This is a genomic window from Streptococcus oralis, from assembly GCF_023110435.1.
In the GTDB taxonomy this organism is placed as follows: Bacteria; Bacillota; Bacilli; order Lactobacillales; family Streptococcaceae; genus Streptococcus; species Streptococcus oralis_CF.
The window spans coordinates 781,369-795,695 of the sequence record NZ_JALDWB010000001.1 but is presented as its reverse complement, the minus strand read 5'-3'; the positions used below and the strand labels follow the sequence as shown (position 1 = coordinate 795,695).

Genomic DNA, 14,327 nt, shown 5'->3' with positions numbered 1-14,327 from the left:
AGACAAAATGCTACAATGAGAGTGTAAATTTGTTTCGATTAACGACCGTTTAGAGAAACATTCAGAATAATAATGTGAATATTTCAGAAAATACGAATTTAACAAGGTTTTGAGCCTGTGTTGGATTGGTATTTTTTTGTTTTTTAAGTGTATCGTTTAACGGTCGTTACGCGATACACCAAAACCCTTGTCACTCAAGTGGTTGAGGAGAACTTTACGAAATACTAAATCAAAAAATTAGGCTTTTTGTAGTATTTGCATACCTTAAAAAGTAATTTTACATTCCTAAGGAGGAAATGATGAAAACGAATAAAGTAACCAAACTTGGTATTTCTTTGCTTTCCGTTGCAGCTCTTGGCGTTGTTGCGCCAGCTTTGACCAATAACCCTGTTTTTGGGGTTTCTATTGTAAAAGCGGAAGAGCAGCAGAAACCGTTAAAATACCGTATTGATTACATCGGAGAATCAGGAGAAAAGGTTGCTCCGTCAGAATTTGGGGTTTTAAACCCTGGCGAAACGGTTAATATCTATAAAGATATTGAAGGTCACGAGGTAGTTTCACGTTTTGAGTGGCTACCTGGCTATAACATGGATTATGATACATTAAGTACATATTCTGGTTTCGTGGATGGATATAACTATATGTATCTTAAATATAAGAAGTTAGATCCAGCACCAACACCAAAATCGGACCAAGGACAAGGACAAGATCCAGCTAAGCCAGACCAAGGTCAAGGTCAAAAAGATCCAGCACCAGCACCAACTCCGAAACCAGAAGTTAAGCCAGAGACCAAACCTTCAGAAACACCTAAACCAGAAGTAAAACCGGAAACTAAACCTTCTGACACTCCAAAACCAGAAGTGACACCTGAGCCTAACCCTTCAGAAACTCCGAAACCAGAAGTGAAACCGGAAACTAAACCTTCAGAAACTCCAAAACCAGAAGTGAAACCGGAAACTAAACCTTCAGAGACACCGAAACCAGAAGTTAAGCCAGAAACTAAGCCTTCAGAAACTCCGAAACCAGAAGTGAAACCGGAAACTAAGCCTTCAGAAACTCCAAAACCAGAGGTGACACCTGAGCCTAACCCTTCAGAAACACCGAAATCAGAAGTGAAACCGTCAGAAAAGCCTGTTGCTAAACCAGAAACTAACAAGCCAACTACCAAACCACAAACTGGTTTAAATAACGCTCCAACAGCTCCTATAAATCCTGTTGGGCAAGATTCAAACACTAAAGCTGACAAACCTGTTTCGAAAACAGAAACTACAGCTTTACCAAACACTGGCGAACAAAATTCAATTCTTGGATTTGCAGGCTTCCTTCTTGCAAGTCTTGGTCTAGCAGGCTTGACTTACAAAGGACGTCACTAAAAAATAATACAAGACAAACAAAGGACTTGAACGATTGTTCAGGTTCTTTTTGGAATGAAAAAAATTGAATCGTTAAAAATTTAAAAGCTACTATTTTTAGTCTTATTTAAGTTATCTGCTATAAAATATGGTATAATGATTGAGTCGGTCTAGAGAAATTTTCGACCGTTTTTAGAAAAAGGAGTAAACATGAAGAAAAAACTATTGGCAGGAGCCATTACTTTATTATCTGTAGCGACTTTGGCTGCTTGTTCAAAAAGTTCTGAAGGGGCTGATCTCATCAGCATGAAGGGTGATGTTATCACCGAACACCAATTTTATGAACAAGCTAAAAACAACCCAACTGCACAACAAGTCTTGCTCAATATGACGATAGAAAAAGTATTTGAAAAGCAATATGGGTCAGAAGTGACTGAACAAGAAGTAGATGACGCTGTTGCCGAAGAGCAGAAGAAATACGGGGACAGTTATCAAAATGTTCTTTCACGTGCGGGGATGACTCCTGAAACTCGTAAAGCTCAAATTCGCACCAGCAAATTAGTTGAATTGGCAGTTAAAAAAGCGGCGGAAAATGAACTGACTGATGAAGCTTACCAAAAAGCTTTCGAAGCTTACACACCCGATGTGACAGCACAAATCATCCGTATGGATAATGAAGACAAGGCAAAAGAAGTGCTCGAAAAGGCAAAAGCCGAAGGAGCTGACTTTGCCCAGTTGGCAAAAGACAACTCTAATGATGACAAGACAAAAGAAAATGGTGGCGAAATTACTTTTGACTCGGCATCTACTGAACTTCCAGAACAAGTCAAGAAGGCTGCCTTTGCTTTGGATGTGAATGGGGTGTCTGATGTGATTAGAGCAACTGGTACCCAAGCTTATAGTAGCCAATTCTACATCATCAAAGTAACCAAGAAAACAGAAAAATCCTCAAATCTAGATGATTACAAAGAAAAATTGAAAACAGTCATTTTGACACAGAAACAAAACGATGCTTCCTTCGTTCAGAGTGTCATCGGAAAAGAATTCCAAGCAGCAAATATTAAAATAAAAGACCCTGCTTTCCAGAGTATTTTTGCTCAATATATTGGAAGTGGAGACTCAAGCTCAAGTTCAAGCAGTAGCTCATCAGCAGAATAAAAAAGAAAAATACAAACTTTGTCTTGAAGTTTGTATTTTTTAGCAATCAGTTTCGTTCAAATAGCAAAATTCGAAGGATTGGAGGATAAGAGTTTTTTTCTTTCTGAAAAAATGGTATAATAGCAATCAAAACTAGAAAATAAAACGGAATTGGGAACAGTCGGCTCTGTTCCTATTAGAATGGTGACATATGAAAATTAGTAAAAGGCACCTATTGAATTATTCCATTTTGATTCCTTATTTCCTTTTATCGATTTTGGGTCTAATCGTCGTTTACTCAACAACGAGTGCTACCTTAATTCAAGAAGGGAAGAGCGCTCTTCAGTTAGCACGAAACCAAGGAATGTTTTGGATAATCAGTTTGTTTTTAATTGCCTTAATTTATAAATTGAAACTTAATTTTTTAAGAAATGAACGCTTGATTTTTATCGTTATGTTTGTGGAGATGATTCTCTTGGCTTTGGCACGGTTAATTGGTACCCCAATCAATGGTGCCTATGGTTGGATTTCTGTAGGGCCAGTGACGATTCAACCCGCAGAGTACCTAAAGATTATCATTATTTGGTACCTAGCCCATCGATTTTCAAAACAACAAGATGAGATAGCAGTCTATGATTTCCAAGTCTTGACCCAAAATCAATGGCTACCTCGTGCTTTTAATGACTGGCGTTTTGTTTTGTTGATTCTGATAGGTAGTTTGGGAATTTTCCCAGATTTGGGAAATGCGACTATCTTGGTGATGGTATCACTGATTATGTATACAGTCAGTGGGATTGCCTACCGTTGGTTTTCAACTTTCCTAGCTCTTTTGGCAGGTAGTTCGATTCTAGTCTTGTCTGTCATTCGCTTTGTTGGGGTTGAAAAGTTCTCTCAAATTCCGGTGTTTGGCTACGTTGCCAAACGTTTCAGTGCCTTCTTTAATCCTTTTAATGACTTGGCAGGCGCAGGACACCAGCTTGCAAATTCCTACTATGCCATGGTGAATGGTGGCTGGTTTGGACTTGGATTAGGAAATTCCATCGAAAAGCGTGGTTATTTGCCAGAAGCTCACACAGATTTCGTCTTTTCGATCGTCATCGAGGAGTTTGGATTTGTAGGAGCGAGTATGATTTTGGCACTCCTCTTCTTCTTGATTTTGCGAATCATCTTGGTTGGTATTCGAGCTAAGGATCCCTTTAACTCTATGGTTGCTATCGGTGTCGGGGGGATGATTCTGGTTCAGGTCTTTGTCAATATTGGTGGGATTTCTGGATTGATCCCTTCTACAGGGGTAACCTTCCCCTTCCTTTCACAAGGGGGAAATAGTCTCCTAGTCTTATCTGTAGCCATTGCCTTTGTATTAAATATAGATGCTAGTGAAAAACGTGCCAAACTTATCAGAGAATATGAAGGTCAAACTTCTGTTACTCTATAAGGATTGAATGGAAAGGAAAGTTTATGTCACTTCAAAAATTAGAAAACTATAGCAATAAAGCCGTCGTTCAAGAAGAAGTCTTGATTTTGACAGAGCTGTTAGAAGACATCACTAAAAATATGCTAGCGCCAGAGACTTTTGATAAAATCATGCAGTTGAAGGACTTGTCTACAAGCGAGAATTATCAAGGGCTCAATGACCTAGTGACCAGTCTTTCGAATGAAGAAATGATTTACATTTCTCGCTATTTCTCCATCCTTCCGCTTTTGATTAATATCTCTGAAGATGTGGATTTGGCTTATGAAATCAATCACCAAAATAATGTAGACCAAGACTATCTAGGAAAACTGTCAACAACCATTAAGATGGTGGCTGAAAAAGAAAACGCGGCTACAATTTTGGAGCAGCTGAATGTGGTTCCAGTTTTGACGGCCCACCCGACTCAAGTACAACGCAAGAGTATGCTGGATTTAACCAATCACATCCATACCCTCTTGCGTAAATACCGCGATGTTAAACTTGGCTTGATTAATAAAGAAAAATGGCACACCGATCTCCGTCGTTATATTGAGATTATCATGCAAACGGACATGATTCGCGAGAAAAAATTGAAAGTAACCAACGAAATCACAAATGTGATGGAGTACTATCAAAGTTCTTTCTTGAATGCTGTTCCGCGTTTGACGGCTGAGTATAAGAAACTAGCTAAGGAACAAGGTATCAAGCTCCAACATCCAAAACCGATTACCATGGGGATGTGGATCGGAGGAGACCGTGATGGAAATCCTTTCGTAACTGCGGAAACCCTCAACAAATCAGCCTTAACCCAGTGTGAAGTCATCATGAACTACTATGATGAAAAGATTTATAATCTTTATCGTGAATTCTCACTTTCAACCAGTATTGTGAATGTTAGTGACAAGGTTCGTGAGATGGCGCTCAAGTCTCAAGATAACTCCATTTATCGTGAAAAAGAACTCTATCGTCGTGCCCTCTTTGACATCCAAGCTAAGATGCGGGCAACCAAGACCTATCTTATCAAAGATAAGGATGTTCATCCAAGATATGCTACCGCGGATGAATTTTACCAAGACTTGTTAGCTATCCGGGATTCTCTCCTCGAGAACAAAGGTGAATACCTGATTTCAGGAGAATTTGTTGAGTTGATGCAAGCTGTCGAAATCTTTGGTTTCTACCTTGCTTCTATCGATATGCGCCAAGATTCTAGTGTTCACGAAGCCTGTGTGGCTGAATTGTTAGCATCAGCTGGTATCAACGACCATTATAGCGATCTTTCTGAAGATCAAAAATGCGCCCTCCTCTTAAAAGAGCTGGAAGAAGACCCTCGTATCCTCTCAGCAACTCATGCTGAAAAGTCAGAACTTCTTGAGAAAGAGTTGTCTATCTTTAAAGCTGCCCGCAAGTTGAAGGATAAACTGGGTGAAAATGTCATTCGTCAAACCATCATTTCTCACGCAACAAGTGTATCCGATATGCTAGAACTAGCAATCATGCTCAAGGAAGTCGGCTTGGTGGATGCTCAAAAAGCCCGTGTTCAGATTGTTCCCTTGTTTGAAACCATCGAAGACTTGGATCATTCGGAAGAAACCATGAGAAGATATTTCTCTCTACCTTTGGCTAAAAAATGGATTGCTTCAAAAGACAACTACCAAGAAATCATGCTTGGCTACTCTGATAGTAACAAGGATGGTGGATACCTGTCATCATGTTGGACATTATATAAAGCGCAACAGCAACTGACTGCTATTGGAGACGAATTTGGCGTTAAAGTTACCTTCTTCCACGGTCGTGGTGGTACTGTGGGTCGTGGTGGTGGTCCAACTTATGAAGCCATTACATCTCAACCACTCAAGTCTATTAAGGACCGCATCCGTCTGACTGAGCAGGGAGAAGTGATTGGAAACAAATACGGAAACAAAGATGCTGCCTATTATAACCTTGAGATGTTGGTTTCTGCAGCCATTAACCGTATGATTACCAAGAAGAAGAGTGATACCAATACGTCAAATCGTTACGAAGCTATCATGGACCAAGTAGTGGATCGCAGCTATGATATCTACCGTGACTTGGTCTTTGGAAATGAACATTTCTATGACTATTTCTTCGAGTCAAGCCCAATCAAAGCTATTTCAAGCTTCAACATCGGTTCGCGTCCAGCAGCTCGTAAGACCATCACTGAAATCGGCGGTTTGCGTGCTATCCCTTGGGTCTTCTCATGGTCACAAAGTCGTGTCATGTTCCCTGGATGGTATGGCGTGGGTTCAAGCTTCAAAGAATATATTGATCAAGATCCAAAGAATATTGAGATTCTCCGTGACATGTACCAAAACTGGCCTTTCTTCCAATCTTTGCTTTCCAATGTAGACATGGTCTTATCTAAGTCTAACATGAACATTGCCTTTGAATATGCCAAGCTTTGTGAAGATGAAGAAGTGCAAGCCATCTATTACACTATTTTAGATGAATGGCAATTGACCAAGAACATTATTCTAGCTATTGAAGGCTATGACGAACTCTTGGCTGAAAACTCTTACCTAAAAGACAGTCTAAACTATCGTATGCCTTACTTTAATATCCTTAACTACATCCAGTTGGAGTTAATCAAACGTCAACGTCGTGGTGAATTGTCGGCAGACGAAGAAAGATTGATCCATACAACCATTAACGGAATTGCAACCGGTTTGCGTAATTCAGGCTGATATTCTACAAACTTCCTCTTTTTTCAAGGGGAAGTTTTTGAATTGTTTAAAAAATTCTAAAAATAGTATTGACAAGTAGTTGAAAAATGGTATAATTTAAACATTCAGAAAGTAATCATTGAAGTTTTTTAGAGAGTCTGTGGTTGGTGGAAACAGATAAATGAAAGTGACGAAATTGGGCTGAATGTTCTTAGGAATTTGAAATCATAAAAATTCGGTGAGCACACCTTACAGTGCAACTCGTGAATGCGAGAAAGAGCGATAGGGATATTCCCTATAATTGAGGTGGCACCGCGCATCGACGTCCTCACACAAGTTTTTTGTGTGAGGACTTTTTTGTTGGAGGAGACTTATGGAATTTAAACGATGGCGTCGCTTGTTTTGAGTGAAAAGAGTATAGTACAAGTGATTTAAAAGGAGAAAAAATATGAAAAATAAACGTTTAATTGGAATTATCGCTGGATTAGCAGTATTGGTAGTAGATAGTTTGATCTATTCATCTATGAACAAGCCAGCAGCTAAGGTGGAGCAAAAAGTTGCTAAGGTTGGTGTTCTTCAATTTGTTAGTCACCCATCCCTGGACTTGATTTATCAGGGGATTCAAGATGGACTAGCTGAAGAAGGCTATAAGGACGACCAGGTAAAAATCGACTTTATGAACTCTGAAGGCGATCAGAGCAAGGTTGCAACCATGAGTAAGCAGTTAGTAGCAAATGGAAATGACGTTGTTGTTGGGATTGCAACACCAGCTGCTCAAGGACTTGCTAGTGCTACAAAAGACCTACCTGTTATCATGGCTGCTATTACAGACCCAATCGGTGCTAACTTGGTCAAAGATTTGAAAAAACCAGGTGGCAACATCACAGGGGTGTCAGATCATAACCCAGCTGAACAGCAAGTGGAATTGATTAAAACTTTGACACCAAATGTCAAAACAATCGGCGCTCTTTACTCAAGTAGCGAAGATAACTCAAAAACACAGGTAGAAGAATTCAAGGCTTATGCTGAAAAAGCAGGTTTGACAGTCGAAACCTTTGCCGTTCCATCAACCAATGAAATTGCTTCAACAGTTAATGTCATGACAAGTAAGGTTGATGCGATTTGGGTTCCAATTGACAACACCATCGCATCCGCATTCTCAACAGTTGTTTCAAGCAACCAAACAGCTAAAAAGCCAATCTACCCAAGTGCCACTGCCATGGTAGAAGCGGGAGGATTAGCATCTGTAGTAGTTGACCAACACGATCTTGGAGTGGCTACTGGTAAAATGATTGCCAAAGTTTTGAAAGGTGAAAAACCAGCTGATACGCCAGTTAATGTCTTTTCAACTGGTAAGTCAGTGATTAACAAAAAACTAGCGCAGGAACTTGGTATCACCACTCCTGAGTCCGTTCTAAAAGAAGCAGGACAAGTGATTGAATAAAGATAAAGGAGGAGCTGGACACATCTCCTCCCATTTTTACTAAAGAAAGAAATGAGTGAAAGATTATGATAGTATCCATTATTTCTCAGGGGATGGTCTGGGCGATTTTAGGTTTGGGAATCTTTATGACTTTTCGAATTTTGAATTTCCCTGATATGACTACTGAAGGTTCTTTTCCTCTTGGGGGAGCAGTAGCTGTAACCTTGATAACACAGGGAGTCACCCCATTTTTAGCAACCCTAGCCGCAGTAGGAGCGGGCTGTCTAGCTGGAATGGCGACAGGTCTCTTATATACCAAAGGAAAAATCCCAACCCTTTTATCAGGAATTTTGGTGATGACTTCTTGCCATTCCATCATGCTCATGATTATGGGACGTGCCAATCTGGGGCTTCTTGGAACCAAGCAAATTCAGGATGTCTTGCCTTTTGATTCGGACCTTAACCAACTCCTGACTGGATTAATCTTTGTAGCTCTTGTTATTGGCCTTATGCTCTTTTTCCTTGATACCAAACTAGGTCAGGCCTACATCGCTACAGGTGACAATCCTGATATGGCTCGTAGCTTTGGTATCAATACGGGTCGTATGGAACTCATGGGTTTGGTTCTCTCAAATGGGATTATCGCGCTTGCAGGGGCCTTAATTGCTCAACAAGAAGGATACGCGGATGTGTCTCGAGGAATTGGAGTGATTGTCGTAGGGCTTGCTAGCTTGATTATTGGTGAGGTTTTGTTCAAGAGTTTGACCCTAGCGGAGCGACTCATGACCATCGTTGTAGGTTCTATCGCTTATCAGTTCCTCGTATGGGGAGTGATTGCTCTTGGGTTTAATACAAGTTACCTTCGTTTGTACAGCGCCTTGATTTTGGCAGTTTGTCTTATGATTCCAACCTTCAAAAGCAAATACCTGAAAGGAGTCAAGTTTAGCAAATGACAGCAATTGTAGAATTAAAAAATGCCACCAAAGTCATCACGAATGGCTTTGACGAGGAAAAAATCATTCTTAATGATGTTTCTCTTGAAATTTTCGAACATGATTTCATTACCATCCTAGGAGGGAATGGAGCTGGAAAGTCAACGCTTTTTAACACTATTGCAGGTACCCTACCTTTAACAAGCGGAAGTATCCGTATCATGGGCGAGGATGTGACTCATTTTTCACCTGAAAAGCGGGCTAAGTACCTGTCTCGTGTCTTTCAGGATCCTAAAATGGGTACGGCTCCTCGTATGACCGTTGCAGAAAACCTTTTGATTGCCAAGTTTCGTGGTGAGAAGAGAGGGCTTCTTCCTAGAAGGCTATCAAGCTATAGAGAAGAGTTTCAGGCTACCATTGAAAAGGTTGGAAATGGTCTTGAAAAACATCTTGACACTCCGATTGAATTTCTATCAGGTGGTCAACGTCAGGCCTTGAGTCTTTTGATGGCAACCTTGAAGCGACCAGAGTTGCTCTTGTTGGATGAACACACAGCAGCTTTAGATCCAAAGACCAGTGTGGCCTTGATGGAGTTAACAGATCAATTTGTCAGCAAAGACCATCTGACTGCCCTCATGATTACCCACCATATGGAAGACGCACTGAAGTATGGAAATCGTCTGATTGTCATGAAAGAAGGTCGTATCATCCAGGACCTCAACAAAGAAGAAAAAGCAAAAATGAAGATTTCAGACTACTATCAATTATTTGAGTAAAGTAGAGAATTATTCATAAAAAATAGAGAAAAAAAACTTAGAAGCCTGGAAGTGTTTCTGAGTTTTTTATCTCCTCTTTCTACCTAGAAAAATAAGGCAAAGAGAATTACGGAAAGCGTATGAAATGGTTTACTTTTTTTCAGAAATAAGCTATACTAGTTTACGTGAAACTATGATAAGATGGAGGTATTGTGTATGGTTGACAAGCAAGTCATTGAAGAAATCAAAAACAATGCCAACATTGTGGAAGTCATAGGTGACGTGATTTCTTTACAAAAGGCTGGACGGAACTATTTAGGGCTCTGTCCTTTTCATGGTGAAAAGACCCCCTCTTTCAACGTTGTGGAAGACAAGCAGTTTTATCACTGTTTTGGATGTGGTCGTTCAGGAGATGTCTTTAAGTTCATCGAAGAATACCAAGGCGTGTCCTTCATGGAAGCCGTTCAGCTCTTGGGAGAGCGCGTCGGTATTCAGCTGGCTATGCCCGTACAGTCTCGTCCTCATCAGGCTTCCCCTCATCAAGCTCTATATGATATGCATGAAGAAGCTGCTCGTTTTTACCATGCAATCCTCATGACGACCAAGATGGGAGAAGAAGCAAGGGATTATCTCTACAAACGTGGATTGACAGATGATGTTCTGAAACATTTCCAGATTGGACTGGCTCCCTCAGAGAGAACCTATCTCTATCAACGTTTAGCTGACAAGTTTGAGGAAAAGGATTTATTGGATTCGGGCTTGTTCAACCTGTCAGATGGCAATCAGTTTTATGATACTTTTTTTGGACGTATCATCTTTCCTTTGACCAACGACAAGGGGCAGGTCATTGCCTTTTCAGGTCGTATTTGGCAAGAAACAGATAATCAGACTGCCAAGTATAAAAATAGCCGTTCGACTGCAATTTTTAATAAGAGTTACGAATTGTATCATTTGGACAAGGCTAAAAAAGCAACTGGAAAGACAGCAGAACTCTACCTGATGGAAGGCTTCATGGATGTGATCGCGGCCTACCGTGCTGGTATAGAAAATGCTGTGGCTTCTATGGGGACAGCCTTAAGCAAGGAGCATGTTGATCACCTCAAACGCTTTACCAAAAAAATTGTTCTCAGCTATGATGGTGACAAGGCAGGACAGGCAGCGACAGCCAAAGCTCTGGAAGAATTAAAAGATTTCTCAGTGGAAGTTGTCCGAGTACCTGATGCCATGGACCCAGATGAGTATTTACAAAAGAATTCTCCTGAAGATTTGGCCTACCTCTTAACCAAGGCACGTATCAGTCCCATAGAGTTCTATATTCACCAACTCAAACCTGAGAATAGTGACAACTTGCAAGCGCAAATCGAGTTCATTGAAAAGATTGCTCCCTTAATTGCCAAAGAAAAGTCGATCACTGCCCAGAATTCCTATATCCACATTCTGGCGGATAATCTACCTTCCTTTGATTACCAGCAAGTAGAACAGATTGTAAATGAAAGTCGGATTGTTCAAAGGCAGGAGAGGGTAAAGGAGCAACCTACACCCGTAGCGATTAGTTTACCTGTAACGCGGCAACTGACGGCTGTTATGAGAGCAGAGGCTCATCTCCTCTATAGGATGGTTGAGAATCCACTTGTTTTAAATGACTACCGATTAAGAGAAGCTTTTTTCTTTGATACCCCAGAATTTCAGATTCTTTACGAATTATTAAGTGAGCAGGGAGAAATTGGATCAGAGGAACTGTCTCATCAGACGCCTGAGGTTGAAAATGCTTGGTACCATGTGCTTAGTCTGGATTTGCCTGCAGAGATGTCGCCTCAAGAACTTTCTGAAGTCGAAGCGACTCGTAACCGTGCCCTCCTCAGCAAGGACAACTTAAGAATTAAAAAGAAAGTGCAGGAAGCTAGTCATGTAGGAGATACAGACACAGCCTTGGAAGAATTGCAACGATTGATTTCCCAAAAGAGAAGAATGGAGTAATAATGGCAACAAAACAAAAAGAAGTAACCACATTTGATGTGCAAGTAGCAGACTTTATCCGTAACCACAAAAAAACAGGAACAGCAACAGATGACGAAATCAATTCAAGTCTGGTTATTCCTTTTACCTTAGATGCAGACGGCATTGAAGACCTTTTGCAACGGATTCAGGATGCTGGAATTTCTATCACAGATAACGAAGGAAATCCAAGTGCGCGTGTTCTTAGTGCAGAAGAAGAACCAGAACTCAGTGATGAGGACTTGATTGGCTCAACCTCTGCCAAGGTTAATGACCCAGTCCGTATGTATTTGAAGGAAATCGGGGTCGTTCCTCTCTTGACTAACGAAGAAGAAAAAGAATTGGCTTTAGCAGTTGAAGCTGGTGATATCGAAGCCAAACAACGTCTTGCGGAAGCCAACCTTCGTTTGGTGGTTTCGATCGCTAAGCGCTATGTAGGTCGTGGCATGCAGTTTCTTGATTTGATTCAAGAAGGAAACATGGGCTTGATGAAGGCTGTTGACAAATTTGACTATTCAAAAGGCTTTAAGTTTTCTACTTATGCAACTTGGTGGATTCGTCAGGCAATCACTCGTGCCATTGCTGATCAGGCTCGTACCATTCGTATTCCTGTTCACATGGTTGAAACGATTAACAAGCTTGTTCGTGAACAGCGGAATCTCCTTCAAGAATTGGGTCAAGATCCAACTCCTGAACAAATCGCTGAGCGTATGGATATGACACCTGACAAGGTGCGTGAAATCTTGAAAATCGCCCAAGAACCAGTATCACTTGAAACACCGATTGGTGAAGAGGACGATAGTCATCTTGGGGACTTTATCGAAGACGAAGTGATTGAAAATCCTGTGGACTACACAACTCGTATCGTTTTACGTGAGCAGTTGGATGAAGTCTTGGATACTCTCACAGACCGTGAAGAAAACGTTCTGCGCCTTCGTTTCGGTTTGGACGATGGGAAAATGCGTACTCTTGAAGATGTTGGTAAAGTCTTTAACGTGACTCGTGAACGTATCCGTCAGATTGAGGCCAAGGCTTTGAGAAAATTGCGTCAACCAAGTCGCAGTAAACCCCTTCGTGATTTTATTGAAGATTAGAGTGAGGATGAACATGGCTTATACAGAAGAGCAAATTGAAACGATCAAAACCCGCATTTTAAATGCCTTGGAAGAGGTCATCGACCCTGAGTTGGGAATTGATATTGTCAACTTAGGTTTGATTTATGAAATTCGTTTTGATGGTGAAACTGGTCACACTGAAATTGATATGACCTTGACAACTATGGGCTGCCCACTGGCTGACCTTTTGACAGACCAGATACATGATGCGATGACAGATGTGCCTGAAGTAACCAATACCGAAGTTAAATTGGTCTGGTATCCAGCTTGGACGGTTGAAAAAATGAGCCGATACGCACGTATCGCCCTAGGAATTAAATAAACAGTAGAAAAATATGAGAGACGATTGGAAAATAGGGTAAATTCCTCTTTTTCCTCTGGTCTCTTCTTTCTTTTGCTGATTTTCTGGAAATAAAATGGTATAATGAATGGTATGGAAAATGAAAAATTGCGTATTAATATGCTAAGTTCAAGTGAAAAAGTGGCTGGTCAGGGAGTATCAGGAGCCTACCGTGAGTTGGTACGTCTCCTACATCGTGATGCCCAAGATCAGTTAATTGTTACGGAGAATCTTCCTGTTGAGGCAGATGTAACTCACTTTCATACCATTGATTTCCCTTATTATTTATCTACATTCCAAAAGAAGCGATCTGGGAGAAAAATTGGCTATGTGCATTTTTTGCCTGATACGCTTGAGGGGAGTTTGAAAATTCCATTTTTCTTAAAGGGAATTATCAAACGCTATGTTTTTTCATTTTACAACCGAATGGAACACTTGGTGGTGGTCAATCCCATGTTTATCGAGGATTTGGTGGCAGCTGGTATTCCACGTGAAAAAGTAACCTATATTCCAAACTTTGTAAATAAGGAAAAATGGCATCCACTGCCAGCTGACCAAGTAGCAAAACTTCGTCAGGAAATGGATTTAGCTGAAGATCAGTTCATCGTAGTCGGTGCAGGTCAGGTTCAGAAACGTAAAGGAATTGATGACTTTATCCGCCTTGCGGAGGAATTGCCAGAAATTACCTTTATCTGGGCAGGTGGTTTTTCATTTGGTGGGATGACAGATGGTTATGAACGCTATAAAAAAATCATGGACAATCCACCTAAAAATCTAATTTTTCCAGGTATTGTTCCTCCAGAGCGAATGCGAGAGCTCTATGCTTTAGCGGATCTCTTCTTGCTACCAAGTTACAATGAATTATTCCCTATGACCATCTTAGAGGCAGCAAGTTGTGAAGCGCCGATTATGCTAAGGGATTTAGATCTATACAAGGTCATCCTTGAAGGGAATTATCGTGCTACAAGTGATGTTTCAGAGATGAGAGAAGCCATTCTCGAATACAAAGATCATCCTGAAAAGTTGAAAGACTTGAAAGAAAAAGCTCGTGAGATCTCCAAAGAGTACTCTGAGGAGCATTTGTTGGAAATCTGGTTGAAGTTCTATAAGGAACAGGCAGCTCTAGGCAAGAAGTGAGGTAATC

At 40.7% G+C, this 14,327-nt stretch carries 11 protein-coding genes and 1 other annotated feature; all 11 genes read left to right on the top strand.

Annotated features, from left to right (window positions below; genetic code table 11):
* Nucleotides 1-299 precede the first annotated feature (299 nt).
* The 11 genes from M1F97_RS03970 to M1F97_RS03920 all read left to right on the top strand — a co-directional run bounded on the left by M1F97_RS03970 (nt 300) and on the right by M1F97_RS03920 (nt 14,320).
* Entirely contained in the window at nt 300-1,373 is a 1,074-nt protein-coding gene (locus M1F97_RS03970; RefSeq protein ID WP_247944263.1) for an LPXTG cell wall anchor domain-containing protein, read from the top strand.
* Between the two features lie 189 nt (nt 1,374-1,562).
* Nucleotides 1,563-2,510, top strand: a complete 948-nt coding sequence (gene prsA / locus M1F97_RS03965) for a peptidylprolyl isomerase PrsA (protein WP_247944262.1) — start codon at nt 1,563-1,565, stop codon at nt 2,508-2,510.
* A gap of 190 nt (nt 2,511-2,700) precedes the next feature.
* The gene (gene ftsW / locus M1F97_RS03960) at nt 2,701-3,924 is read left to right on the top strand and encodes a cell division peptidoglycan polymerase FtsW (protein WP_247944261.1); all 1,224 of its coding nucleotides are present in this window, start codon (nt 2,701-2,703) and stop codon (nt 3,922-3,924) included.
* A gap of 23 nt (nt 3,925-3,947) precedes the next feature.
* A complete protein-coding gene (ppc, locus tag M1F97_RS03955; protein WP_247944260.1) occupies nt 3,948-6,644 on the top strand; it encodes a phosphoenolpyruvate carboxylase in 2,697 nt (898 codons plus the stop codon).
* 96 nt (nt 6,645-6,740) lie between these two features.
* Nucleotides 6,741-6,956: a binding site (T-box leader), on the top strand.
* A gap of 115 nt (nt 6,957-7,071) precedes the next feature.
* Nucleotides 7,072-8,067 (top strand): tryptophan ABC transporter substrate-binding protein, encoded by a 996-nt coding sequence (trpX, locus tag M1F97_RS03950; protein ID WP_247944259.1) that lies wholly within the window; start codon nt 7,072-7,074, stop codon nt 8,065-8,067.
* Nucleotides 8,068-8,132: 65 nt separating this feature from the next.
* A complete protein-coding gene (locus M1F97_RS03945) occupies nt 8,133-8,999 on the top strand; it encodes an ABC transporter permease (RefSeq protein ID WP_247944258.1) in 867 nt (288 codons plus the stop codon).
* A complete protein-coding gene (locus M1F97_RS03940; protein WP_247944257.1) occupies nt 8,996-9,754 on the top strand; it encodes an ABC transporter ATP-binding protein in 759 nt (252 codons plus the stop codon). Before M1F97_RS03945 ends, M1F97_RS03940 begins: the two co-directional genes overlap by 4 nt.
* A 195-nt stretch (nt 9,755-9,949) precedes the next feature.
* Complete coding sequence (gene dnaG / locus M1F97_RS03935; RefSeq protein WP_247944256.1) at nt 9,950-11,710, top strand: DNA primase; 1,761 nt, start codon at nt 9,950-9,952, stop codon at nt 11,708-11,710.
* A 2-nt stretch (nt 11,711-11,712) separates the two neighbouring features.
* Nucleotides 11,713-12,822 carry an RNA polymerase sigma factor RpoD gene (rpoD, locus tag M1F97_RS03930; protein ID WP_000201892.1) on the top strand — a complete coding sequence of 370 codons (1,110 nt, stop codon included), beginning with the start codon at nt 11,713-11,715 and terminating at the stop codon, nt 12,820-12,822.
* A 13-nt stretch (nt 12,823-12,835) separates the two neighbouring features.
* Nucleotides 12,836-13,165, top strand: coding sequence for a metal-sulfur cluster assembly factor (locus tag M1F97_RS03925; protein ID WP_000331930.1), 330 nt, complete (start codon nt 12,836-12,838; stop codon nt 13,163-13,165).
* A 111-nt stretch (nt 13,166-13,276) separates the two neighbouring features.
* Nucleotides 13,277-14,320, top strand: a complete 1,044-nt coding sequence (locus M1F97_RS03920; protein WP_247944255.1) for a glycosyltransferase family 4 protein — start codon at nt 13,277-13,279, stop codon at nt 14,318-14,320.
* Nucleotides 14,321-14,327: the final 7 nt, after the last annotated feature.

Bases quoted from the DNA above. Each gene is read 5' to 3' on its own strand.
- prsA (WP_247944262.1), top strand. From the start codon at position 1,563: ATGAAGAAAAAACTATTGGCAGGAGCCATTACTTTATTATCTGTAGCG.
- rpoD (WP_000201892.1), top strand. From the start codon at position 11,713: ATGGCAACAAAACAAAAAGAAGTAACCACATTTGATGTGCAAGTAGCA.
- dnaG (WP_247944256.1), top strand. From the start codon at position 9,950: ATGGTTGACAAGCAAGTCATTGAAGAAATCAAAAACAATGCCAACATT.
- M1F97_RS03945 (WP_247944258.1), top strand. From the start codon at position 8,133: ATGATAGTATCCATTATTTCTCAGGGGATGGTCTGGGCGATTTTAGGT.
- trpX (WP_247944259.1), top strand. From the start codon at position 7,072: ATGAAAAATAAACGTTTAATTGGAATTATCGCTGGATTAGCAGTATTG.
- ftsW (WP_247944261.1), top strand. From the start codon at position 2,701: ATGAAAATTAGTAAAAGGCACCTATTGAATTATTCCATTTTGATTCCT.
- M1F97_RS03925 (WP_000331930.1), top strand. From the start codon at position 12,836: ATGGCTTATACAGAAGAGCAAATTGAAACGATCAAAACCCGCATTTTA.
- M1F97_RS03970 (WP_247944263.1), top strand. From the start codon at position 300: ATGAAAACGAATAAAGTAACCAAACTTGGTATTTCTTTGCTTTCCGTT.
- M1F97_RS03920 (WP_247944255.1), top strand. From the start codon at position 13,277: ATGGAAAATGAAAAATTGCGTATTAATATGCTAAGTTCAAGTGAAAAA.
- M1F97_RS03940 (WP_247944257.1), top strand. From the start codon at position 8,996: ATGACAGCAATTGTAGAATTAAAAAATGCCACCAAAGTCATCACGAAT.
- ppc (WP_247944260.1), top strand. From the start codon at position 3,948: ATGTCACTTCAAAAATTAGAAAACTATAGCAATAAAGCCGTCGTTCAA.